The 23,876-nt window shown below is 71.2% G+C and carries 22 protein-coding genes; 12 read left to right on the top strand and 10 right to left on the bottom strand.

Annotation, left to right across the window (positions count from 1 at the left end; genetic code table 11):
- The first annotated feature begins 10 nt into the window (after window positions 1-10).
- From AC1VWI_RS30285 to AC1VWI_RS30300, 4 genes are all read left to right on the top strand, one after another.
- Complete coding sequence (locus tag AC1VWI_RS30285) at window positions 11-1,054, top strand: agmatine deiminase family protein (RefSeq protein ID WP_499514170.1); 1,044 nt, start codon at window positions 11-13, stop codon at window positions 1,052-1,054.
- 16 nt (window positions 1,055-1,070) lie between these two features.
- Window positions 1,071-1,685, top strand: coding sequence for a TetR/AcrR family transcriptional regulator (locus AC1VWI_RS30290; RefSeq protein ID WP_499514171.1), 615 nt, complete (start codon window positions 1,071-1,073; stop codon window positions 1,683-1,685).
- A 319-nt stretch (window positions 1,686-2,004) separates the two neighbouring features.
- Window positions 2,005-3,609 carry a citramalate synthase gene (cimA, locus tag AC1VWI_RS30295; protein WP_499514172.1) on the top strand — a complete coding sequence of 535 codons (1,605 nt, stop codon included), beginning with the start codon at window positions 2,005-2,007 and terminating at the stop codon, window positions 3,607-3,609.
- 195 nt (window positions 3,610-3,804) lie between these two features.
- Window positions 3,805-4,311 (top strand): hypothetical protein, encoded by a 507-nt coding sequence (locus AC1VWI_RS30300; protein ID WP_499514173.1) that lies wholly within the window; start codon window positions 3,805-3,807, stop codon window positions 4,309-4,311.
- 51 nt (window positions 4,312-4,362) lie between these two features.
- On the opposite strand, the gene AC1VWI_RS30305 is transcribed toward AC1VWI_RS30300, so the two are convergent.
- Window positions 4,363-5,196: an MOSC domain-containing protein gene (locus AC1VWI_RS30305; RefSeq protein ID WP_499514174.1), complete on the bottom strand. Its 834-nt coding sequence runs from the start codon at window positions 5,194-5,196 to the stop codon at window positions 4,363-4,365.
- 69 nt (window positions 5,197-5,265) lie between these two features.
- Between AC1VWI_RS30305 and AC1VWI_RS30310 the strand changes: the two genes are divergently transcribed.
- From AC1VWI_RS30310 to AC1VWI_RS30330, 5 genes are all read left to right on the top strand, one after another.
- Window positions 5,266-5,745, top strand: coding sequence for a GNAT family N-acetyltransferase (locus AC1VWI_RS30310; RefSeq protein ID WP_499514175.1), 480 nt, complete (start codon window positions 5,266-5,268; stop codon window positions 5,743-5,745).
- A 92-nt stretch (window positions 5,746-5,837) separates the two neighbouring features.
- Complete coding sequence (locus AC1VWI_RS30315) at window positions 5,838-6,914, top strand: HpcH/HpaI aldolase/citrate lyase family protein (protein WP_499514176.1); 1,077 nt, start codon at window positions 5,838-5,840, stop codon at window positions 6,912-6,914.
- Window positions 6,911-7,783 (top strand): HpcH/HpaI aldolase/citrate lyase family protein, encoded by an 873-nt coding sequence (locus tag AC1VWI_RS30320; RefSeq protein ID WP_499514177.1) that lies wholly within the window; start codon window positions 6,911-6,913, stop codon window positions 7,781-7,783. The genes AC1VWI_RS30315 and AC1VWI_RS30320 overlap by 4 nt, the downstream gene beginning before the upstream one ends.
- 167 nt (window positions 7,784-7,950) lie before the next feature.
- Complete coding sequence (locus tag AC1VWI_RS30325; RefSeq protein WP_499514178.1) at window positions 7,951-9,573, top strand: acyl-CoA carboxylase subunit beta; 1,623 nt, start codon at window positions 7,951-7,953, stop codon at window positions 9,571-9,573.
- Between the two features lie 16 nt (window positions 9,574-9,589).
- Window positions 9,590-9,808 (top strand): acyl-CoA carboxylase epsilon subunit, encoded by a 219-nt coding sequence (locus AC1VWI_RS30330; protein ID WP_089224994.1) that lies wholly within the window; start codon window positions 9,590-9,592, stop codon window positions 9,806-9,808.
- Between the two features lie 72 nt (window positions 9,809-9,880).
- On the opposite strand, the gene AC1VWI_RS30335 is transcribed toward AC1VWI_RS30330, so the two are convergent.
- The 9 genes from AC1VWI_RS30335 to AC1VWI_RS30375 form a co-directional block, all read right to left on the bottom strand.
- The gene (locus AC1VWI_RS30335; protein ID WP_499514179.1) at window positions 9,881-10,447 is read right to left on the bottom strand and encodes an SUKH-4 family immunity protein; all 567 of its coding nucleotides are present in this window, start codon (window positions 10,445-10,447) and stop codon (window positions 9,881-9,883) included.
- A 154-nt stretch (window positions 10,448-10,601) separates the two neighbouring features.
- The gene (locus AC1VWI_RS30340) at window positions 10,602-11,180 is read right to left on the bottom strand and encodes a GTP-binding protein (protein ID WP_089224993.1); all 579 of its coding nucleotides are present in this window, start codon (window positions 11,178-11,180) and stop codon (window positions 10,602-10,604) included.
- Window positions 11,161-11,700, bottom strand: coding sequence for a DUF742 domain-containing protein (locus tag AC1VWI_RS30345; RefSeq protein WP_499514180.1), 540 nt, complete (start codon window positions 11,698-11,700; stop codon window positions 11,161-11,163). The genes AC1VWI_RS30340 and AC1VWI_RS30345 overlap by 20 nt, the downstream gene beginning before the upstream one ends.
- A gap of 71 nt (window positions 11,701-11,771) precedes the next feature.
- Window positions 11,772-12,185 (bottom strand): roadblock/LC7 domain-containing protein, encoded by a 414-nt coding sequence (locus AC1VWI_RS30350; protein ID WP_018562059.1) that lies wholly within the window; start codon window positions 12,183-12,185, stop codon window positions 11,772-11,774.
- Window positions 12,186-12,194: 9 nt separating this feature from the next.
- The gene (locus AC1VWI_RS30355) at window positions 12,195-15,293 is read right to left on the bottom strand and encodes a sensor histidine kinase (protein ID WP_499516957.1); all 3,099 of its coding nucleotides are present in this window, start codon (window positions 15,291-15,293) and stop codon (window positions 12,195-12,197) included.
- Between the two features lie 462 nt (window positions 15,294-15,755).
- On the bottom strand, window positions 15,756-16,364 hold the full coding sequence (locus AC1VWI_RS30360) for a GTP-binding protein (protein ID WP_078620110.1): 609 nt from the start codon (window positions 16,362-16,364) through the stop codon (window positions 15,756-15,758).
- Window positions 16,345-16,752 (bottom strand): DUF742 domain-containing protein, encoded by a 408-nt coding sequence (locus tag AC1VWI_RS30365; RefSeq protein WP_361792631.1) that lies wholly within the window; start codon window positions 16,750-16,752, stop codon window positions 16,345-16,347. Before AC1VWI_RS30365 ends, AC1VWI_RS30360 begins: the two co-directional genes overlap by 20 nt.
- A gap of 79 nt (window positions 16,753-16,831) precedes the next feature.
- The gene (locus AC1VWI_RS30370; RefSeq protein WP_018562063.1) at window positions 16,832-17,245 is read right to left on the bottom strand and encodes a roadblock/LC7 domain-containing protein; all 414 of its coding nucleotides are present in this window, start codon (window positions 17,243-17,245) and stop codon (window positions 16,832-16,834) included.
- Between the two features lie 9 nt (window positions 17,246-17,254).
- The gene (locus tag AC1VWI_RS30375) at window positions 17,255-20,728 is read right to left on the bottom strand and encodes a sensor histidine kinase (RefSeq protein WP_499514181.1); all 3,474 of its coding nucleotides are present in this window, start codon (window positions 20,726-20,728) and stop codon (window positions 17,255-17,257) included.
- A 566-nt stretch (window positions 20,729-21,294) separates the two neighbouring features.
- Here AC1VWI_RS30375 and AC1VWI_RS30380 point away from each other — a divergent pair.
- The 3 genes from AC1VWI_RS30380 (at window position 21,295) to gltX (ending at window position 23,837) form a co-directional block, all read left to right on the top strand.
- Window positions 21,295-21,483, top strand: coding sequence for a hypothetical protein (locus AC1VWI_RS30380; protein ID WP_499514182.1), 189 nt, complete (start codon window positions 21,295-21,297; stop codon window positions 21,481-21,483).
- An 85-nt stretch (window positions 21,484-21,568) separates the two neighbouring features.
- Window positions 21,569-22,360 (top strand): fumarylacetoacetate hydrolase family protein, encoded by a 792-nt coding sequence (locus AC1VWI_RS30385; protein ID WP_499514183.1) that lies wholly within the window; start codon window positions 21,569-21,571, stop codon window positions 22,358-22,360.
- Complete coding sequence (gene gltX, locus AC1VWI_RS30390; RefSeq protein ID WP_499514184.1) at window positions 22,353-23,837, top strand: glutamate--tRNA ligase; 1,485 nt, start codon at window positions 22,353-22,355, stop codon at window positions 23,835-23,837. The genes AC1VWI_RS30385 and gltX overlap by 8 nt, the downstream gene beginning before the upstream one ends.
- The last annotated feature ends 39 nt before the right edge of the window (window positions 23,838-23,876 follow it).

The raw sequence follows: 23,876 nt of genomic DNA on the forward strand, positions 1-23,876 counted from the left end.
GACCAGCACCATGCCCACCACCCCCGCCGCCGACGGCTACACGATGCCGCCCGAGTGGGCGCCGCACACCCGCACCTGGATGGCGTGGCCGTCCCCCAGCGTCACCTTCGACGGCGCCGAGGACCTGGCCGTGTCCCGTGCGGCCTGGGCCGCCGTGGCCCGGACGGTCGCCCGCTTCGAGCCGGTGACCGTCGTGGCACGGCCCGAGGACGCCGCGGGCGCCCGGGAGCTGCTCGGCTCCGGCGGCGCGCACGTCACGGTCGCCGAGGCGCCGCTGGACGACGCCTGGATGCGCGACATGGGCCCGACCTTCCTGACCGGCGCCGGACGCCTCGCGGCCGCCGACTGGACGTTCAACGGCTGGGGCGCCCAGGAGTGGGCGGCCTGGGGGCACGACGCGGAGATCGGCGCCTTCGTCGCCGGACGGGCGGGCGCGACCCGCTACGGCACGTCCTTCGTGAACGAGGGCGGCGGCATCCACGTCGACGGCGAGGGCACCGTGCTGCTCACCGAGACCGTGCAGCTCGACCCGGGCCGCAACCCGGGCTGGACCAGGGAGCGGGTGGAGGCCGAGGTCCACGCCTTCCTCGGCACCCGCAAGGCGATCTGGCTGCCCCGCGGTCTCACCGCCGACTACGGCCGCTTCGGCACCCGCGGGCACGTCGACATCGTGGCGGCCTTCGTCCGCCCCGGCGTGGTCGTCGTCCACGGCCAGCAGGACCCGGCCCACCCCGACCACGCCGTCTCCCGGGAGGTCACGTCCCTGCTGCGGGCCGCCACCGACGCCAAGGGCCGGCCGCTGGAGGTCGTGGAGCTGCCCGCGCCCGAGGTCCAGGAGGTGGACGGGGAGCTGGTCGACTACTCCTACGTCAACCACTACCTCTGCAACGGCGCCGTGATCCTGTGCGCCTTCGACGACCCCGCCGACGAGGTCAACAAGGCCGTCTTCGAGCGGCTCCTCCCGGAGCGGGAGGTCGTGCTGGTGGACGCTCGTACGATCTTCGCCCACGGTGGTGGTATTCATTGCATCACCCAGCAGCAGCCCCAGGTGTGACCGCCCCGGAGGAACAGTGACCGGACCCGCCCGCCCGCGGCGGCGGCTCAAGCAGCCCCGCGAGGACGTCATGGCCGCCGCCATGGCGACCATCGCCGAGCGCGGGCTGGCCGAGCTGACCATTGCGGGCCTCGGCCGGCAGGTCGGCATGAGCAGCGGCCACGTCCTCTACTACTTCGGCAGCAAGGACGAGCTGCTGCTGCAGACCCTCGAATGGAGCGAGGAGCAGCTCGCCGCCGAGCGCCGGCGGGTGCTGGGCAGCCCCACCGCTCCCCGGGAACGGCTCGACGCCGTCATCGACCTGTACCTGCCCGACGGGCGCCGCGACCCGCGCTGGACGCTCTGGTCCGAGATCTGGAACAGGACGACGGCCGCCGAGGAGGTGCTCCGCCGCCAGCTCGACCTCGAACTGGTCTGGCACCGCGACCTGGTCGCCCTGCTCGCCGAGGGCATCTCGCGCGGCGACTTCCGGCCACTGGACCCCGAGCGCTTCACCGTACGGCTGAGGGCGCTGCTGGACGGCTTCGGCGTGCCCCTGGTCATCGGGCTGCCCGGGCTGGACCGCGAGCAGGCCCTGGGGCACGTCAAGGAGTTCCTGGACGACGCCCTCACCCCGGCGCCCGCCGTCTGACGACGGCCCGCCGTCGACCGGGTGCCCGCATCCTGAGACCGTGTCCCACGCCCGCGGGTCCTGTGGCAGACTGCCGATGTGCCCTCGTTCGCCATGATTATCGGCAGCAGGCGCGCCGGTCCTCAGTGATCGCCGAACCGCAGACCACCGCGGAAGCGACCACCGTGTCCCAGACCCGCGCGCAGACCTCTCGCACCCGCGAGGGGTCTTTTCGTTTCCCGGCCCACCCGTGCCGGAGGCGGTGCAGCGCGAGGGAAGATGGGGGCAAGTGGAGCCCGGTCCTCCGGAACCACTCACCCGACAGGAGTTGGAACGAACCATGACGGCCGTACTGGACGACAGCTTCCACGTCTTCGACACCACGCTGCGCGACGGCGCGCAGCGCGAGGGCATCAACCTCACCGTCGCCGACAAGCTGACGATCGCCCGGCACCTGGACGACTTCGGGGTGGGCTTCATCGAGGGCGGCTGGCCCGGCGCCAACCCGCGCGACACCGAGTTCTTCGCGCGCGCCGCCGCCGAGCTGGACCTGTCGCACGCCCAGCTGGTGGCCTTCGGCGCCACGCGCCGCGCCGGCGGCAACGCGGCGGAGGACCCACAGGTCAGGGCGCTTCTGGAGTCGGGCGCACCGGTCATCACCCTGGTCGCCAAGTCCCATGACCGGCACGTCGAGCTGGCCCTGCGGACCACGCTGGAGGAGAACCTGGAGATGGTCCGGGACACCGTCTCCTACCTGCGCTCCCAGGGCCGCCGGGTCTTCGTCGACTGCGAGCACTTCTTCGACGGCTACAAGGCCAACCCGGGGTACGCCAAGGAGGTCGTGCGCGCCGCCCACGAGGCCGGCGCCGACGTCGTCGTCCTGTGCGACACCAACGGCGGGATGCTCCCCGCCCAGATCACCGCCGTCGTCCGCACCGTGCTCGCCGACACCGGCGCCCGTCTGGGGATCCACGCCCAGGACGACACCGGCTGCGCCGTCGCCAACACCCTCGCCGCCGTCGACGCGGGCGCCACGCACGTCCAGTGCACCGCCAACGGCTACGGCGAGCGGGTCGGCAACGCCAACCTCTTCCCGGTCGTGGCGGCGCTGGAGCTCAAGTACGGCCGCAAGGTCCTGCCGGCCGGCGCCCTCGTCGAGATGACCCGCATCTCGCACGCCATCGCCGAGGTCGTCAACCTCACGCCCTCCACCCACCAGCCGTACGTGGGAATCTCGGCCTTCGCCCACAAGGCGGGTCTGCACGCCTCGGCGATCAAGGTCGATCCCGACCTCTACCAGCACATCGACCCGGAGCTCGTCGGCAACACCATGCGCATGCTGGTCTCCGACATGGCGGGCCGTGCCTCGGTGGAGCTCAAGGGCAAGGAACTCGGCATCGACCTCGGTGACGACCGCGAGCTGATCGGCCGGGTCGTGGCGCGCGTCAAGGAGCGCGAACTCGCGGGCTACACCTACGAGGCCGCCGACGCGTCCTTCGAACTCCTGCTGCGCGAGGAGGTCGAGGGCCGCCCGCTGCACTACTTCCGGGTCGAGTCCTGGCGCGCCATCGTCGAGGACCGCCCCGACGGCACCCACGCCAACGAGGCGACGGTCAAGGTGTGGGCCGACGGCCAGCGCATCGTCGCCACCGCCGAGGGCAACGGCCCGGTCAACGCGCTGGACCGCGCGCTGCGCGTGGCGCTGGAGCGGACCTACCCGCAGCTGGCGAAGCTGGAGCTGGTGGACTACAAGGTCCGCATCCTGGAGGGCAAGCACGGCACGGAGTCCATCACCCGGGTACTGGTCTCCACCTCCGACGGCATCTGCGAGTGGTCCACCGTCGGCGTCGGCGAGAACGTCATCGCCGCCTCCTGGCAGGCCCTGGAGGACGCGTACGCGTACGGGCTGCTGCGCGCCGGCGTGGAGCCGCGCCGGAACGACTGACGGCCGCCGGCCGATGAGCTCGGCGGATGCGGACGCGGACGCGGACACGGCACCGACCGCGTCCGCGTCCCCTTCCACGGCGGCCCAACTGCCGTGCATACGCGCGTAGAACGCCGGGCACACTCCTCCTGCTCCACCTGCTCCAGCTGCACAGCCGCCCCACCGGAAGCACGGTCACCAGCAGGAGGAATCCCCATGAAGATCCGCTCCGTCCTGAGCGCACTCGTCCTCGCGCTCGGAGTGCTGTTCGCCCCCGGCGTCGGTCTCGCCGCGTCCCACGACGCCTACGCCGTCACCAAACTGACGCACGCCCAGGCCACGACGATGTTCCGCAACGCCGGGATCACCTGGTCCTCGTCAGGTGGCTGTTCCAACCGCAACAACGCGACCTGCACGTCCTTCGACCAGCTCAACCAGGCGACCGCCCAGGGCGCGGTCACCCTGAAGGGCGCCACCGGCTGCGCCCTGAACATCACCGGCGGCACCGAGACCGGTCACGCGAGCGGCACCTACTCGCACTGGAACGGCTACAAGCTCGACTACGGCAAGAACAGCTGCGTCACCAACTACATCCACAGCGCCTTCACCTACATCGGCCTGCGGGGTGACGGCGCCCCCCAGTACCGCTCCGGCTCGGGCAACATCTACGCCGACGAGGGCAACCACTGGGACGTCCTTTACTACAACTGCGGCGGCTGCTGATCCTCGCCGGGTGAGCCGCCCGCGGCCCGGTCCCGGCCGAGCCGCGGGCGGTCACGCCCAGGCCCGCACCTCCACCGGGTCGCCCACCGCGATCGTGCCCGGCCGGAGCACCGCCGCCTTCATCGCGAAGCTCACCTTGTTGCCGTACTCCGGCTCCCGCCGGTAGCCGGCCAGGGTGCGCACCGGCTCAGGGCCGGCCGTACGGCCGGTCGCCTGGTCGACCAGCGGCACGGAGCAGCGCATCGCGCGGACGGAGTAGCCGAGCCGGGCGGTGCCGACGTCCATGAGCCGCACCCGGTCCTCGGTGTGGGGCTCGCTCCAGCCGCCGACCACGATGTTGGGGCGGAAGCGGTCCATGGGCACGGGCGTGCCGCCGCGCTCGGTGATGCGCCGGTTGAGGTCGTCGAGCGAGGCCAGCGAGGCCACCGAGAGGGCGTGGGCGTCGGCGAAGTTGACCTTGCCGGGGTGCTCGCCCCAGCCGTCCCGGTCGAAGCCCGGGCGCACGCGCACCAGGCGCGAGGGCGCCCCCAGCGCCTCGGAGAACCAGCGCGCGGCCTCCTCGCCCTGGTCCACCGCCGGCCCCAGCGGCCGGTCGAACAGGACCACCTCGCGCGGCGGCCCCTCGTACGCCACTTCCAGCGTCAGTTCCCCGGCACCGGGCGCCGACAGCGTCAGGTGCTTGCCGTCGTCGGTGACGTCCGCGCGCACCACGGCCATCCGCGGCAGCGTCCGCTGGCTGCGGAAGGACCCGTCGGCGGCGTCGACCACCATGAACGTACGGTCGTGGGCCAGACCGGTCGCGCCGACGGCGACGCCGTCCAAGGGCACGCCGGCACAGCCCTTGACGGGGTAGCAGGTCAGCGAGTGCACGGTCGCGGCGGTCATGGGGCTCGTCCTTCCCGGGGCGGAGAAACCCATTCGATCACGCTCCCGCCCCCGGCGTACGGTCATCGCGTGACCGATGACACAGCGATACGGATCAGGCCAGGACAGGCCGCGGACGCGGACGCGATCACCGCGGTCTTCCTCGCCTCCCGGGCGGCCGCGATGCCCTGGCTGCCCCGGCTGCACACCGACGAGGAGACCCGGTGGTGGGTCGCGAACGTCGTCCTGGAGCAGTGCCGGGTGTGGGTCGCGGAGCAGGCCGCGACCGGTGCCGCGGCCGGCTTCGCGGCGCTCGACGGCGACTGGCTGGAGCACCTCTACCTGCGGCCCGACGCGCGCGGACGCGGCATCGGCTCGCGGCTGCTCGACGAGGTCCTGCGTCACCACCCGGACGGCCCACTGTCGTTGCACGTCTTCCGGCGCAACGCCGCGGCACGCGCGTTCTACGAACGGCACGGCTTCCGGGCCGTCCCCGGCAGCGGGAGCACCGCGAACGAGGAGGGCGAGCCCGACCTGACCTACCGTCTGCCGCCCGTGGCCGACCGGTGACCAACGGCACACGTACCGACCAGTAACGCGGGGGTCCCGCGGATCATAAGGTGAGCGCCGTACGCTCCCCACCCTCGACCCCGGGAGACCGCATGCGTTCCGCGAAGGACTTCTTCCGACCGCTGGCCGTGGGGGCCCCGGCCCCCGTACGGGAAGTACCGTTCCGGCCGTCGCGGATGATCCACTTCTTCGATCCGAGCAACGAGAAGATGGCCGCGAAGGTCCCCTCCATCGCGCCCAAGGTGGACGTCCTGCTGGGCAATCTGGAGGACGCCGTCCCAGCCGACCGCAAGGAGGCCGCCCGCGCCGGGCTGGTCGGCACGGCCAAGGCCCACGACTTCGGCGACACCCAGCTGTGGACCCGGATCAACAGCCTGGACTCGCCATGGGCGCTGGACGACCTGCTGACCCTGGTCGCCGAGATCGGCCACAAGCTCGACGTCGTGATGGTGCCCAAGGTGGAGGGCGCCGAGGACATCCACTACGTCGACCGGCTGCTCGCCCAGCTGGAGGCCAAGGCGGGCATCGAGCGGCCGATCCTGGTCCACGCGATCCTGGAGACCGCCACGGGCGTGGCGAACGTCGAGGAGATCGCCGGGGCCAGCCCCCGGATGCAGGGCATCTCCCTCGGCCCGGCGGACCTGGCGGCGAGCCGTCGCATGAAGACCACCCGCGTCGGCGGGGGACACCCGGGGTACCTCGTGCGGGAGGACCCCAAGGACCCCGAAATGGAGCTGCCGCGGCTGACCTTCCAGCAGGACCTGTGGCACTACACTATCGCGCGCATGGTCGACGCCTGCGCCGCGTACGGGATCCTGCCGTACTACGGGCCCTTCGGCGACATCAAGGACACCACCGCCTGCGAGGACCAGTTCCGCAACGCCTTCCTGCTCGGCTGCGTCGGGGCGTGGAGCCTGCACCCGGTGCAGATCGACATCGCCAAGCGGGTCTTCTCCCCGGCGCCGGCGGACGTCGCCTGGGCGCGCAGGGTCATCGACGCCATGGGTGACGGCACCGGAGCGGTGATGATCGACGGCAAGATGCAGGACGACGCCACGGTGAAGCAGTGCCGCGTCGTCGTCGAGCTCGCGGAGGCGCTGGCCGCCCGCGACCCGGAGCTGGCGCAGGCGTACGAGGCCGCGTACAAGGAGCAGGAGCAGAACCGATGACCGACGCGATCCTGCGGCCGCGCCGCTCCGTCCTCTACATGCCCGGCGCGAACGAGCGCGCCCTGGAGAAGGCGAAGACCCTCCCCACCGACGCGCTCATCCTCGACCTGGAGGACTCCGTCGCACCGGACGCCAAGGCCGACGCCCGCAAGCGGGTCGCCGCTGCCGCCGCTTCCGGGGAGTACGGGTACCGGGAGGTCACCATCCGGGTGAACTCGCCCGGCACCCCCTGGCACGAGGACGACCTGCGGGCCGCCGCGGAGGCGGGCCCCGACGCCGTGGTCGTCCCCAAGGTCGACTCGGCCGCGACCGTGCACGCCGTCGAGCGGGCCCTGGAGGCCGCCGGAGCCCCGGACCGCACCGCCATCTGGGCGATGGTGGAGACCCCGCGCGCGATGCTGGACGCCCGTGCCATCGCGGCGGCGTCGCAGCGGCTCCGCGTCCTGGTGATGGGCACCAACGACCTCGCCAAGGAACTGCACGCCGAGCACGTCCCGGGCCGGGCCCCGCTCCTCACCGGGCTCTCCCTCGCCCTTCTGGGTGCGCGCGAGGCCGGCAAGGTGATTTTGGACGGTGTCTACAACGACGTCACGGACGAGACCGGCTTCGAGGCGGAGTGCGTCCAGGGCCGGCAGTTCGGCTTCGACGGCAAGACCCTCATCCACCCCCGGCAGGTGGAGGTCTGCAACAGGGTCTTCGCCCCCTCTCAGGAGGAGGCCGACAGGGCGCGGCGCATCATCGAGGCCTTCGAGGAGGCCGTGGCCGAGGGCCGGGGGGTGGTCACCGTGGACGGCCGGATGATCGAGAACCTCCATGTGGATGACGCCCGGCGTGTCCTTGCGCTGGCCGAGGCGGTATCCGGAAGGTAGCGGTCCCGTTGCGTCCGGGTGGACGACCGCTACAAAGAAAAGGTCCCGCACGTGCCGTGCGGGGCCTTTCTTGTGTTGGTTCTGTCCAGATGCTCCATGAAGCGGGTCCGGACACTGTACGAAGTCGACGCCGATTATGACGGCCCTCCGCTCGTATGGTCGATGTCATGAGCGTTTTGGACGAGGTGCCGACCCAGCCCGCCGAGGCCGAAGGGGCCGAAGAGGCCGCGCAGCCGGCGAACGACGCCCGCGGGCGCGTCGCGGAACTGCACGCCATCCGCGAGCAGGTCCGGCTCGGCCCCAGCGAGAAGGCGACCCAGGCCCAGAAGGCCAAGGGCAAGCTCACCGCGCGCGAGCGCATCGAGCTGCTGCTCGACGAGGGCTCCTTCAACGAGGTGGAGCCGCTGCGCCGGCACCGCGCCAGCGGGTTCGGCCTGGAGGCGAAGAAGCCCTACACCGACGGGGTCATCACCGGCTGGGGCACCGTCCACGGGCGGACCGTCTTCGTGTACGCCCACGACTTCCGAATCTTCGGCGGCGCGCTGGGCGAGGCCCACGCCAGCAAGATCCACAAGATCATGGACATGGCCATCTCGGCCGGCGCCCCGCTGGTCTCGCTCAACGACGGTGCCGGCGCGCGCATCCAGGAGGGCGTCTCGGCGCTCGCCGGCTACGGCGGCATCTTCCAGCGCAACACCCGCGCCTCCGGTGTGATCCCGCAGATCTCCGTGATGCTCGGCCCCTGCGCCGGCGGCGCCGCGTACTCCCCGGCCCTGACCGACTTCGTGTTCATGGTCCGGGAGACCTCCCAGATGTTCATCACCGGCCCGGACGTGGTCCAGGCCGTCACCGGCGAGAAGATCTCCCAGAACGGGCTCGGCGGCGCCGACGTCCACTCCGAGGTCTCCGGTGTCTCGCACTTCGCGTACGACGACGAGCAGACCTGCCTGGAGGAGGTCCGCTACCTGCTGTCGATGCTGCCGCAGAACAACCGTGAGAACCCCCCGTCGGTCCCCGCCGCGGACCCGGCCGACCGGCGCGGCGACGTCCTGCTGGACATCGTCCCGGCCGACGGCAACCGCTCGTACGACATGCACCAGGTCATCGAGGAGCTCGTCGACGACGGCGAGTACCTGGAGATCCACGAGCGCTGGGCGACCAACATCATCGTGGCCCTGGCCCGCCTCGACGGCCAGGTCGTCGGCATCATCGCCAACCAGCCCGCCTCCCTCGCCGGCGTCCTCGACATCGAGGCCAGCGAGAAGGCCGCGCGCTTCGTCCAGATGTGCGACGCCTTCAACATCCCGCTCATCACCCTTCTGGACGTCCCCGGCTTCCTGCCCGGCGTCGACCAGGAGCACGGTGGCATCATCCGGCACGGCGCCAAGCTGCTGTACGCGTACTGCAACGCGACCGTGCCGCGGATCTCGCTGATCCTGCGGAAGGCGTACGGAGGTGCCTACATCGTCATGGACAGCCAGTCGATCGGCGCCGACCTCACCTACGCCTGGCCGACCAACGAGATCGCCGTCATGGGCGCCGAAGGCGCCGCCAACGTGATCTTCCGGCGCCAGATCGCCGAGGCCGACGACCCCGACGCCATGCGTGCCCGCATGGTGAAGGAGTACAAGTCCGAGCTGATGCACCCCTACTACGCCGCCGAACGCGGCCTGGTGGACGACGTGATCGACCCCGCCGAGACGCGCGAGGTCCTCGTCCGCTCGCTCGCGATGCTGCGCACCAAGCACGCCGACCTGCCGTCCCGCAAGCACGGCAACCCGCCCCAGTAAGGGAGAGACGAACCCCGTGAGCACTCCTGCCGACAGCACCTCCGCCGCGCTCGTGCGCGTGGAGCGCGGCCACGCCAGCGACGAGGAACTGGCCGCACTCACCGCTGTCCTGCTCGCCCGCGCCGCGGCCCAGGGCCAGGACGCGACCGACTACGTCAAGCCCCGCTCCACGGCCGGCTGGCGCCGCCTCGAGCGGCAGTCCGGCTTCAGCGCGCCGCACAGCTGGCGCAGCTGACCCTCCGGCTCCGAACGGCGGCGCGGCACCCCCTCGCGGGTGCCGCGCCGCCGTCGTCGTACGGGGACGTCCTCACCACATGCCGCCCGCGATGTCGTCGAAGACGGCCTCCCACAGCCCGTCGCCCGTGCCGAACGGGACGGGATCGACGGCGGTCAGGGCGTCGCGGATCTCCTCGGCGATCCGGATGAGGTCGTCGATCTCGGGGAACACGCCGGGAGGGTCGTAGTCCGGGCGCCTGAGCTGCAGCAGGCACATCCCGTGGACCATCGACGAGACGTCGGTGTGGATCCACTCGATCCTGCGCACCTCGTGGTCGACCACGTGCACCCTTCCGGTGCCGCCGTCGAGGGCCACCTCGCCGTGGATGGCCCGGCCCAGGTGCAGCCACCGGTGGACGCCGGGGGAGAACCCCTCGTAGTCCGTCAGGTCCTCGACGCGGGATGCGGCCCGCAGCGGCGTCGGGCCGCCCGCGAGGTCCTTCCGGAGCTCGAAGAGCACACCGTCGGCCACCGGCAGGCCCACGTCCGCCAGGAAGCCGCGTGTGGGCCCGTGCGTGAGCCCTGCGTCCTGCCCCGTGGCGCGGACGCGCACGATCTGCTCCGGGGCGAAGACCTCGGCGAGGGAAGCGGCCGTCACGGGGGCGATCATCCCGGGCCTGCGGGGAGGCCGAGGTGCGCCGGGTCGTCCGGTCCGAAGGGTGCGGGCAACGGTCCTCCTGTGGTCCGGCCCGACGCGAAGGCCCCGCACATGCCGTGCGGGGCCTTTCGCGTCGTACGGGAAGCGGGAACCGCTACCGCAGACGCGCCATCAGCGCGTGCTCGACCAGCGTGATCAGCGCGCTCTTGGCCTCGGCGCGGTGCCGGGCGTCCGTGATGATGATGGGGGCCTCGGGACCGATCTGGAGGGCCTCGCGGACTTCCTCGGGGTTGTACGGCTGGTGGCCGTCGAAGCCGTTGAGGGCGATGACGAACGGCAGACCGCTGTTCTCGAAGTAGTCGACGGCCGGGAAGCAGTCCGCCAGCCGGCGGGTGTCCACGAGGACGACCGCGCCGATGGCGCCGCGCACCAGGTCGTCCCACATGAACCAGAAGCGGTCCTGGCCCGGCGTGCCGAACAGGTAGAGGATCAGGTCCTCGTCCAGGGTGATACGGCCGAAGTCCATCGCCACGGTCGTCGTGGTCTTGTCCGGCGCGTGCGTCAGATCGTCGATCCCCGCGGAGGCGGAGGTCATCACGGCTTCGGTACGCAGCGGGTTGATCTCCGATACGGCACCGACGAACGTGGTCTTGCCCACGCCGAAGCCGCCCGCCACCACGATCTTCGCCGAGGTGGTTGAGCGAGCTGGACCGCTAGAGCTTGCGAAGTCCACTGAGCACCCTTTCGAGCAGTGTCACGTCTGGCTGTCCGCCCGAGGCATCGTCGCCACCGGGCTGGTGAATGGCGACGAGCCCGGCCTCCGCCAGGTCGGCGACGAGGATTCGGGCGACGCCGAGGGGGATGGAGAGGAGCGCGGAGATCTCCGCGACCGACTTGATCTCCCGGCAGAGGATGCAGATCCGCTGGTGCTCCGGCAACTGGCCCCGCAGCTGGACCGGGTCGGCGGTCGTGCTGACCAGTGCCTCGATGGCGAGCTGGTAGCGCGGCCGGGTGCGGCCACCGGTCATGGCGTAGGGGCGTACCAGACCGGACGGCGGCTTGGAACGCCCGGTCTGCGCTGTCCGAGGCGGTGGCGCCTGCGGGGGTTCGTACGGCTGGATCCTCGGCTGCCGGTGCGACGGCATGGGGCCGGGACCTGGGTCCTGGCTGGGTGCCGAGGGGAAGTCGAACCGCTTGAAGGGCGGCTGCTGTTGGTGATTGCCGTACTGATCTCCGCCTGGGGGCGTTGCCACGGTTCCTCCTCCAGCTGGGTAGCGCGTCTGAAAACCCTACGGGTCTCCAGACGCGCCCGCATGCCTGTCCGTTAGTTGAGCAGGCTGCCCTGCAATTCCGCACGCAGATCGGGCGTGAGCACGTTGCCCGCGCGGTCGACCAGCAGGGCCATCTCGTAGCCCACGAGGCCGATGTCGCACTCGGGGTGCGCCAGCACGGCCAGCGAGGAACCGTCCGAGACGGACATGATGAAGAGGAAGCCGCGCTCCATCTCCACGACGGTCTGGTTCACGTGCCCGCCCTCGAAGATGCGCGAGGCACCCGCGGTCAGCGAGGTCAGACCGGAGGCCACCGCGGCCAACTGGTCCGCGCGGTCCCGCGGGAACCCTTCGGACATCGCCAGCAGCAGGCCGTCGGCAGAGACCACAACCGTATGGGAGACCCCTGGGGTCTGGTCCACGAAACTGGTGATCAACCAGTTCAGGTTCTGTGCCGCCTGGCTCATCGGACTCAACTAACGCTCCTGGTGCTTGGGGCCGAAGCCCTGGCCGTTCGTGTCAGTTCCCGCAGTGCGTCCCTGCTGGACACCGCGCCGCAGATTGCTCAGGCGGCCACGGACGTCCTCGGGTGCACGGGAGACCATCGGTCCGCCCTGCGGAGTCTGCTGTGCGGTACCCGGGACCAGGTTGGCCTTGGGGACCCGTCGGGGCAGGCCGGAGGGGGTGACCCCGCCCGCCTTGGGCTTGCGGGCCTGTTCGGCCCGCTGCCAGTTGTCGTCGTTCGTGGAGCGCCACTCCGACTCCCCGTCCGACGCAGGTGCGGAGGGCGCCGGCTGCACCGGGAAGCCGTCCGCCGACTGGGGCTCCGGCTGCGCCGGGGCCGCCGGGCCGGACTGCTGCCATCCGCGGTCGCGGCGCGGCAGGCCCGCGTCGGTCACCGAGGACTGCAGCGGGCCGGTGGCCGGAGCCGGTCGGTCGAAGCCTACGCGCTCCGGGGCCTCGAAGGGGGTGGCTGTGGCGGAATCGGCCGTCGCCTGGGCCGGGAAAGCCTGCGGCTGGGCCGTCTGCGGCAGTTCGCCGCCGGGCGTCGCCGTCCACTGCTCCTGGGCGTACCCGTTCTGCTGCTGCCAGTCGTCCTGGGTGTAGCCGTTCTGCGCAGCGGCGTACCCCTGCTCGGCGTAGCCGCCTTCGGTGTACACCGGCTCCTGGAACCCGGGCTGCGCGTCGTAGCCGTGCTGCTCCTGGAACGGCTGGACCTGCGGCTCCTGGTAGCCCTGCTGGTCGAAGCCGTTCGCCGGGAAGCCGTTGTCCTGGAAACCGTTGTCCTGGAACGGGGTCTCCTGGAACGCGGCCTCGGCGCCGGTCTCCTGGTAGCCCTGTTCCTGGGCGTCGCCCTCGAACGGCAGGTGCTCCGGGGCACGGTCGCCGGCCGCGGCCTCGAGCTGGGCACGGCGCTGGTCGCGCATGAGCGAGCGGCCGACCGGGTCGAGCGAGCGGGTGTCGCCCGGGGCCTCGGCGCGCTCGTAGCGCGAGTCGTCGAAGCCGAGTTCCGCGGCGGTCGGCCCGTAAGCGGCGAACTGCGGGGTCTCGAGCTCGGGCACGATCCGGGACACGGTGAAGTCGTCCTCCAGCGGCATCTCCTCGCCGCCGCCACCGTGGGTGATCGGCTCGGGGAGCATGACCAGCGAGGTGGTGCCGGCCTGCTCGCCGGACGGGCGGAGCTGGACGCGGATGCCGTGCCGGTCGGCGAGGCGGCCGACCACGAACAGGCCCATGCGCTTGGAGATCGACGCGTCGACGGTCGGCGGTTCGGCCAGCTTGTGGTTGATGTCCGCGAAGTCCTCGGCGGTGAGGCCGATGCCCTTGTCGTGGATCTCGACCATGACGCGGCCGTCGGGCAGCCGGGTCGCGGTGACCCGCACCTTGGTCTGCGGCGAGGAGAACGTGGTGGCGTTCTCCAGCAGCTCGGCCAGCAGGTGCACGAGGTCGGTGACCGCGGTGCCGTGGATCTCGGTCTCGGGGATGCCGACCAGCTCGATGCGCTCGTACGCCTCCACCTCGGAGGCCGCGGCGCGGAGCACGTCGACCAGCGGGACCGGCTGGTTCCAGCGGCGGCCGGGCTCCTCGCCGGCGAGGACCAGGAGGTTCTCGCCGTTGCGGCGCATGCGGGTCGCCAGGTGGTCCAGCTTGAAGAGGTTCTCCAGCTGGTCCGGGTCCGCCTCGTTGTTCTCCAGGTCCGTGATCAGCGTCAGCTGGCGCTGGATGAGGCCCTGGTTGCGGCGGGAGAGGTTGGTGAAGATCGCGTTGACGTTGCCACGGAGCAGGGCCTGCTCGGCGGCGAGCCGTACGGCCTCGCGGTGGATCTGGTCGAAGGCGCGGGCGACCTCGCCGATCTCGTCGTTGGACGTGATCGGGATCGTCTGGACGCGGGTGTCGACCTTGCCCGGATCGGTGCGGGAGAGCTGGTCGACCAGGGCCGGCAGGCGCTGCTCGGCGACCTCGAAGGCCGCGGTGCGCAGCCGTCGCATGCTGTTGCTCATCGAGCGGGCCACCATCGCGGCCACGATGAAGGCGATGATCAGCGCGACGAGCACGATGGCGGAGTTGACGATCGCTTCGATGCGGGCGCTGTCGGCGATGTCGCTCGAGTCGTTGTACGCCTGGTTGGCCAGGTGCTGCTCGACGCTCTTGTAGGCGTCGAAGGCGAGGGTGGTCGCGCCGAACCAGCTCTCCGCGGTCACGCCCTGGGCCTTGAGCTCCTCGGGGCTCGCACCGGAGGCGATCAGCTTGATCATGTTCTCCAGGCTCGGCGGGGCCTTGAAGGGCTGGCCTGCCTGCTTGGCCGCCTGGGCGGCCTGGGTGACCTGCTCCTTGCCCTTCTCCAGGGCCGCGTCCTGTGCGTCCAGCAGCCGCTGGTAGTCCGCGTCGGTGCCACCGCCCCGGTACTCCTCCAGGGCGACCTGCTGGAGGTAGGCGTACGAGGTGAAGGCGGTCAGCTGGAGCTTCAGCTCGCCGTCGACGAGCTTGTCGCGGTCCTCGACGAGCAGGTGGGTGCCGATGGAGCGGGTCAGCGACTCGGCGGCCTTGGTCAGTTCGAGCGCGTAGAGGGTGCGGCCGTAGGAGGCGATGCTGTTGGTGCCGAAGCCCAGCTCGTTCGCGAGCTCCATCAGCGGGTGCTGGACCTCGACGTACTTCTCCTCGGTCTGCACGCCCGGGAGCTGCCGGGTGAAGGCCGTGTCACGCAGCTTCGCCAGGACCTTCTCGCCCTCGCGGATGTTCGCCACGCGGCGCTGCAGCCGGTCGCTCACGGGCAGCTCGGCTACGGCGGCGTCGAACTTCGCGGCCGCCTGGTCGGTGGCCGCGCGGGTCGCGACGACGTCCTTGTTCTCGGTGTCGCCGGCCAGCAGGGGAACAACGCTGAGGTCGCGTTCGTTCAGGACGGCGTTGGCGTAGTCCACGGCGGCGCGCACGGCGTTGGCGGTCCGCACCGCGTCGTCGGCGTCCTGCCAGGTCTGCACCGAGCTCTGCACCCGGAAGCCGCCGAAGACCAGGGCGACCATCACCGGGATGAGGAGGATGACGTTCAGACGGGTGGCCACCCGCCAGTTGCGCATGGCGAAGCGGCTGCCCGGGCTCGTCACCGGCTCGGGCGCGGTGGCCGCCTCGGGGGCAGCGGCCTGGGCCGTGCCGTATCGCGCAGGCGGGGTGAAATTGCCACGCGGGTGGTCCGCGGGACCCGGCTCTGCTCGCCTCGTGTTCCTCACTCGACCAACAACCTCTCGGCGACGGCGCGGGCGGCGCCGTTCCTACTCTCGGGTTTCGATGAATTCCAGCACGTCATGGGGGTGCTCCACAAACGTCCGGCGAGGACTGCGAAGCCATGATCACGCGCCGGTTAAAACGGGCATAAGCGTAAAGCGGTGGCAATTCACTGGGTAGATGTATGCGCAGTGAAGCCGACTGGGCGCGGGCGGTGTTCGGGTTGTTCCGATTCGCGGTCGAAACGTTATGAACAGAAGGACCGGCCATGTCAAAAGACACAGCCGGTCCATACGCGAAGTGGCAAGCTGGAATGCCTACTTGAGACGAGCGAGCAGCGCGTGTTCGACGAGCGTGATCAGCGCGCTCTTCGCCTCGGCGCGGTGCCGGGCGTCCGTGATGATGATGGGGGCGTCCGGGCCGATCTGCAGCGCTTCCCGGACCTCGTCGGGCGTGTACGGCTGGTGGCCGTCGAAGCCGTTGAGGGCGATGACGAACGGCAGACCGCTGTTCTCGAAGTAGTCGACAGCCGGGAAGCAGTCGGCCAGTCGGCGGGTGTCGACCAGGACGACGGCGCCGATGGCACCGCGGACCAGGTCGTCCCACATGAACCAGAAGCGGTCCTGGCCCGGCGTACCGAACAGGTACAGGATCAGGTCGTCGTCGAGCGTGATACGACCGAAGTCCATGGCCACGGTCGTCGTGGTCTTGTCGGCCACGTGTGTCAGATCGTCCACGCCCGCGGATGCCGAGGTCATCACGGCCTCCGTACGGAGCGGGTTGATCTCCGAGACCGCCCCGACGAACGTGGTCTTGCCCACGCCGAAGCCACCCGCCACCACGATCTTCGCCGAGGTGGTGGACCGGGCCGCGGGCGGCGCACCGTACGCCGCCTGCTGCCCCGGCCTAGAGCTTGCGAAGTCCACTGAGCACCCTTTCGAGCAGTGTCACATCAGGCTGTCCGCCGGCCTCGCCGCTGCTCGGCTGGTGGATGGCGACCATACCGGCCTCAGCCAGGTCGGCCACCAGAATCCGGGCCACCCCCAGCGGGATCCCCAGCAGTGCGGAGATCTCGGCGACCGACTTGATCTCCATGCACAGGTGGCAGATGCGCTGGTGTTCGGGGAGCAGCCCCTGGTAGGCACTCGGGTCCGCGGAGGTGCTGACCAGTGCCTCGATGGCGAGCTGGTAGCGCGGCCGGGTGCGACCACCGGTCATGGCGTACGGCCGCACCAGCGGCTGGTCGCCTTCGCCCCCGTACGGCGCATGGTGGGGCGCGCCGTACGGGCCGGGCGAGGCGGGCGGCGGGGTCATGAATGGTCCTCCGGGTAAGAGCGGACGCGTGTCGCGAGTAGTCATGGGGCGTGCATTCGGCCGGGCTCCGGTGAGGAGCTCAGCCCATCAGGCTGCCTTGGAGTTCTGCGCGCAGGTCGGGGGTGAGAACGGCGCCCGCTCGGTCGACGAGCAGGGCCATCTCGTAGCCCACGAGGCCGATGTCGCACTCGGGGTGCGCCAGTACGGCCAGCGAGGATCCGTCCGAGACCGACATCAGGAGGAGGAAGCCGCGCTCCATCTCCACGACGGTCTGGTTGACGCTGCCGCCCTCGAAGATGCGGGACGCGCCCGCGGTCAGCGAGGTGAGGCCGGAGGCGACGGCCGCCAACTGGTCGGCACGGTCACGGGGGAAACCCTCGGACATGGCCAGCAGCAGGCCGTCGGCGGATACCACCACGGTGTGGGACACCCCGGGGGTGTTGTCCACGAAGTTGGTGATCAACCAGTTCAGATTCTGTGCCGCCTGGCTCATCTGACTCAACTAACGCTCCTGCTGGTGAGTGGTGCCAAAGCCGCGGCCGTCGGTCGTTCCCGTACCGGCCTGGCGACCCTGCTGGATACCGCGACGGAGGTTGGTCAGGCGTCCGCGCACGTCGTCGGGGGCCCGGGAAACCTGCGGACCGCCCTGTGGGGCTTGCTGGGGAGCACCGGCTCCCGGGACGAGGTTGGCCTTGGGGACCCGCCGCGGCAGCCCGGAGGGGGTGACCCCGCCCGCGGACGGCTGGCGGACCTGGCCCGCGCGCTCCCACACCTCGTCGTTCGGCGAGGACCGCCACGCCGCCGAGTCGCGCCGCGGGGGCTGCGAGGGCTGCGGCGGGTGCGCCGGCTGTGCCGGGTGCGAGGGCGGCGCCGCGTGCTCGGCGCGGGCCCGCTGCGGCTGCTGCGGGTGCTGCTGCGGGGCGGGCTGCTGCGGGCGCTGCGGCGGCCGGGTGGGCGCTGCGGCGCCCGGGCCGTTGCCGTTCTGCTGCGGGCCGACAGGGCCGCGCTCGACGTGCACCTGCTGCATGCGCTCGGCGCGACCGGTACGGAACCAGTCCGACTCGAGGGAGTCGAAGATCGGGCTCGGCTCGTCGTGACGAACGGGGGCCGGGGGCAGCGCCATCGGCTCGTTGACGGCCGGCAGCGGCTGCCGGTCGGCCTGCGGGGCCGCGGGACGCTGCTGGTGGGCGGCGCCGGGTCCCTGGGCGTACCCGCCGGAGTGGCGCGGTCCCTGGGGCGCCGCCGGGGCGGCCGGCGGGGTCTGTGGCGCCTGCGGCACGTGTGGTGCCGCGGGACGCTGGAAGACGTCGCTGCGGGTGAACTGGCCCTGCTGCTGCGGGGCCTGGCCACCGTGCTGCGGCATCTGCTGGGGCTGGCCGCCGTGCTGCGGCATCTGCGGCATCTGCTGGGTCTGGGGACCGCCGTACGCCGGTGCGGTGTGCGGCATGGCGTTGAAGTCCGGGCGCTCGAACTGCGCCGTGGACTCCAGGTCCTCGTGACCGCGCGGCATGTCGGCCTCGGGGCCGTGGGCCGCGCCCATCGGCTGCGGCGCCGCCGGACGCTGCGGGGGAGCGGCCGGTCGCTGCGGCTGCTGCTGCTGCGGTCGGCCCTGGCCACCGGGGACCTGCTCGTTGGCCCAGCTCGGGCCCGAGCGCTGCGGCCCGGGCGCCGTCGGAGCACCGGGGCCGGCCGGGCGGCCGCCCTGCGGGCCCATACCGGGACCGGAGTTGAGGGCCGGACGCGAGGCGGAACCGGACACCTGGCCGCGCTGCCCACCGCGGTGCATGCCGGCGAGGCCGGTACCGCCGCCGCCACCCATGGCCGGCGCGGGAGCGCCCGGAGCCGCGGCGGGGGCACCGCCCGGCTGCTGACCGCGGTTGCCCGCGCCGGGCTGGGGCTTGGCGCCACCCTGGGTGACGTCCACCGGCAGCATGACGAGCGCGGTGGTGCCGCCCGAGTCGGACGGACGGAGCTGGATCCGGATGCCGTGCCGCAGGGACAGGCGGCCGACCACGAACAGACCCATGCGGCGGGAGACGGAGACGTCCACCGTCGGCGGGTTTGCGAGCCGCTCGTTGATGTCGGCGAGGTCCTCCGGGGAGAGACCGATGCCGGTGTCGTGGATCTCGATCAGCACGCGGCCGTCGGGCAGCGCGTGACCGGTGACCCGCACCTTGGTCTGCGGGGAGGAGAACGAGGTCGCGTTCTCCAGCAGCTCTGCGAGCAGGTGGACGAGGTCGTTGACGACGCGGCCGGTGACCTCGACCGCCGGCACCGAGGTGAGCTCGATGCGCTCGTACTGCTCCACCTCGGAGGCGGCGGCGCGGAGGACGTCGACCAGCGGGACCGGGCGGGTCCAGCGGCGGCCGGGCTCCTCGCCCGCGAGGACGAGGAGGTTTTCGCCGTTCCGGCGCATACGGGTCGCGAGGTGGTCGAGCTTGAAGAGGTTGGACAGCTGGTCCGGGTCGGCCTCGCGGGACTCCAGTTCGGAGATCAGGCTCAGCTGACGCTGGATCAGGCCCTGGCTGCGGCGCGAGAGGTTGGTGAACATCGCGTTGACGTTCCCTCGCAGCAGCGCCTGTTCGGCGGCGAGTCGGACCGCCTCGCGGTGGACCTCGTCGAACGCGCGGGCCACCTGGCCGATTTCGTCGCGGGTGTGGATGCCGATCGACTCGACCGAGGTGTCGACGTCCTGCGGGTCGGACTCGGAGAGCTGCTTGACCAGCTCGGGCAGTCGCTTCTGGGCGACTTCCTGGGCGGTGTCCTGCAGCCGGCGCAGCGAGCGGACCATGGACCGGGCGACGACGAAGGCGCCGACGACCGAGATGCCGAGCACGAGGAGGATCAGCGCACCGCTGATGATCGCCTCTTGCTGGGCCTCGTCGCGCAGCGTCAGGGCCTTCTGCTGCATCTGCTGCAGCAGGGTCTGCTCGATCTGACCCATGAGCTGGATCTTGGTCTTGGCGTCGTCGTCCCAGTCCAGGTAGGTGCCCTGGAAGTTCTGGATGCTCGATTCGGAGGCCGCGATGCGGTCCGCCTGCTCGTCGACCTTGGTGACGATGTCGTTGCCGCCGTTGAGGCCCTTGAGGAGCTCCTCGGCGTTCGTCCGGCCGTAGATCTGGCTGAACTGCTTGAGTTCCGTGCCCTCGGAGCGGTGGGCGCCCTGCAGGTAGCGGAAGTCGTTGGAGCTGAGGTTGCTGTTGTCGGCCAGTGCGGCGCTGACGATCGCGCGCTGCATGGAGTCGTACTCCTTGGCGGACGAGAACGCCGCCAGCGCGCGGGTGCTGGAGATCATGTCCGAGTTACCGGTCGCCTCGGCCATCTCCTGGGAGAGGTCGATGAGCGAGCGGATGAGCTCGTCGTACTCGCTGACCGTCTGCGCGACGTAGCCCGGCTGGTCGTACGCACGCTCGCGGATGGCGTTCAGGGTGCCGAGCTGGCGGCTGATCGCGGTCAGCGAGGCGTTGACGCCCGTGAGGTCCGGGGAGACCTCGTTGGCGGCGTTGACGAACGCCGTGCGCGCCAGCTTGGTCTTCTGCAGCGCGGCCGCGATGTTGTCGTCTTCCGAGTCCCGGGGCGTGCTGGACAGCGGGCCGGCCGAGACGTCTCGCTCCTCCTGGAGCGCGGCGGCGAGCTTGGTCGCCTGCTCCGTGAGGTCGGTCAGCGAGGTCATGGCCTCCAGCTGCTGCACGTTCTCCAGCGAGCTCTGGATGCGGAGCGCACCCAGGGTGGTCGCGGCGACCACCGGCAGCGCGAGCAGCGACACCAGACGAGTGCTGATGCGCCAGTTGCGCATGGCTATTCGGGAGCCGTGCTTCGGGCCGGTGCGCACACCGCTTCCCGGCGTGGCGCTGCTCTGTGCGCCCGCGGTTCCGGCGTCTGCGGTTTCATCCCGGCGGGCGGGACCGTGATCGGTCCCACCGCGCTGTTCCGGGTCGCCCGCAGCGCCGCCATCCCTCTTGAAACGTCCCTGCACTAGCGTCGCAACCTCTGGACCAGGCGTCCCCCGCACGGGCGGCAGGACGGTGTCGAGTCTTCGGAGTCCCGCCCTCCCCGGCGGATACCCATTGGCCGCCGCCGCTCGGCGATCGCACGCTCCCCCCTGCGCGCCGGCATCTGTTGATACGGCGGTCCGGGGAATTCCAGCACAGTGCCGCACGTCCAACAAGGGCCGACAGGTTTCGAGTGGAATACGTGACTCAGTGCGTCCGGTGGATCACACGGTGTCGGTGGCCTTTCGGATGTCTTCCGGCAATCCGGGCTTTCTCCAGGGGTGTTCTGGTCCGCCGGCCGGCGCCCGGCTGCTGCCAACCGGGGGTGAAGAGTCCGGATGGGCCGTGATGTCGGTTTCGCTGGTATCGGGCGGCCGACCGATTCGCCCTGCTTGTCCCCGCGTTCGTGAGCAAAATCACAGACCGTCAGTTGTATTGGTCATCCAGATCGGGGAATGGGCGCCGATAGATTGACGTTTGACACAGCCGTGTACTACGTCAACCGCGCCTGCCCGGGCGCCCGGTAACAACACGAGGTTCTGACCGGCCCATGAAGACGACCATGATCATGCGACCCATAGCCAACCCGCGCCGCACCACCCTCGCGCACCTGGCGGACGCCGAGGACATGCGGACCGCAGAGGTCGCTCCGGCCGTCGAGGACGCGGAAGCCGTCGTGCTGCCCCGGCAGACCGCCAACCCCCGCCGCACCGTCCTGACGGAGCTGCCGACCGCCTGAGGCGCGGCTCGGCGGGCGGGTCCGGGAGCCACCCCCGGGATAACCTGGAGCGTCAGTCTCCGGCCAGTGAGGTGAGCTGCTTCCCGTGCGCATCGCCAGGTTCTCCATCGACGGCAATGTCGCCTTCGGCGTCGTCGAGGGCGACGAGTCCGTCCCGGACGGACTCGTCCTCGACATCATCAAGGGCATCCCGTTCGCCGAGTACGAGCGCTCCGGCACGAAGGTGCCGCTGAGCAAGGTCCGGCTGCTGCCGCCCGTGCTCCCCAGCAAGGTCGTCGCGATCGGGCGGAACTACGCCGAACACGCCGCCGAGCTGGGCAACGAGGTGCCGGAGGTCCCGGTCGCCTTCTTCAAGCCGTCCACCTCGGTGATCGGCCCGGGCGACCCCATCGTCTACCCCTCCTTCTCGCAGGAGGTGCACCACGAGGCCGAGCTCGCCGTCGTCATCGGCCGGATGTGCCGCGAGGTCCCGCGCGAGCGCGTCGCCGAGGTCGTCCTCGGGTACACCTGCGCCAACGACGTCACCGCGCGGGACGCCCAGAAGGCCGAGAAGCAGTGGGCGCGCGCCAAGGGCTTCGACTCCTCGTGCCCCATCGGCCCCTGGATCGAGACGGACCTCGACCTCGCCGCCGCCAACGACCTCGCCGTCACCGCCACCGTCAACGGCGAGCCGCGCCAGTCCGGCCGCACGAGCCAGATGATCCGCTCCATCGAGGACCTGATCGTGCACATCACCGAGGCCATGACGCTGCTCCCGGGCGACGTCGTCCTCACCGGCACCCCGGCGGGGGTCGGACCGCTCCACGTCGGCGACGAGGTCGCCGTCACCATCGAAGGCATCGGCACTCTCACCAACAAGGTGATCAAGCGTGACTAGCGCAGCACCCGTACGCGTACGTTTCTGCCCCTCGCCGACCGGCAACCCCCACGTGGGCCTGGTCCGCACCGCCCTGTTCAACTGGGCGTTCGCCCGCCACCACCAGGGCACCCTGGTCTTCCGCATCGAGGACACCGACGCCGCTCGCGACTCCGAGGAGTCGTACCAGCAGCTGCTGGAGGCCATGCGCTGGCTCGGCTTCGACTGGGACGAGGGCCCCGAGGTCGGCGGCCCGCACGCGCCCTACCGGCAGTCGCAGCGCATGGACGTCTACAAGGACGTCGCCGCGAAACTGCTCGGGTCCGGCCACGCGTACAAGTGCTACTGCACCACCGAGGAGCTCGACGAGCGCCGCGAGGCCGCCCGCGCCGCCGGCCGCCCCTCCGGCTACGACGGCCACTGCCGCGACCTCACCGCCGAGCAGGTCGACGCGTACGAGCGCGAGGGCCGCGAGCCCATCGTCCGCTTCCGCATGCCCGACGAGACGATCACCTTCACCGACCTCGTCCGCGGCGAGCTGACCTTCACCCCGGACAACGTGCCCGACTACGGCATCGTCCGGGCCAACGGCGCCCCGCTGTACACGCTGGTCAACCCGGTCGACGACGCGCTGATGGAGATCACGCACGTGCTGCGCGGCGAGGACCTGCTGTCCTCCACCCCGCGCCAGATCGCGCTCTACCGCGCGCTCGCCGAGATCGGCGTCGGCAACGGCACGACCCCGCACTTCGGCCACCTGCCGTACGTCATGGGCGAGGGCAACAAGAAGCTCTCCAAGCGCGACCCGGAGTCCTCCCTCAACCTCTACCGGGAGCGCGGCTTCCTCCCCGAGGGCCTGCTGAACTACCTGTCGCTGCTCGGCTGGTCGCTCTCCGCCGACCGCGACGTCTTCACCGTCGAGGAGATGGTGGCCGCCTTCGACATCGACGCGGTCAACGCCAACCCGGCGCGCTTCGACCTCAAGAAGGCCGAGGCGATCAACGCCGACCACATCCGCCTGCTGGACGTGAAGGCGTTCGCCGAGGCCTGCGGCCCGTGGCTGAAGGCCCCGTTCGCCCCCTGGGCGGCCGAGGCGTTCGACCAGGCCGCCTTCGAGGCGATCGCGCCGCACGCGCAGACCCGTCTGACCGTGCTCTCCGACATCACCGACAACGTCGACTTCCTCTTCCTCGACACGCCGGTGGAGGACGAGGCGTCCTGGCAGAAGGCGATGAAGGACGCGGCCGCCGCCTCGGCGCTGCTCACCACCGCCCGCGAGAACCTGGCGGCCGCGGACTGGAACGCCGGGGCCCTGAAGGACGCCGTCCTCACCGCCGGCGAGACCCACGGCCTCAAGCTCGGCAAGGCCCAGGCGCCGGTCCGGGTCGCCGTCACCGGCCGCACCGTCGGGCTGCCGCTCTTCGAGTCCCTCGAAGTGCTCGGCCGCGAGCGCACCCTGGCCCGCGTCGACGCCGCCCTGGCGAAGCTGGCCGGCTGACCGCGGCAGGCCGATCCGCCCCGGGCCCTGCACCCAGAG

This window comes from Streptomyces sp. TOM-9, assembly GCF_056858595.1.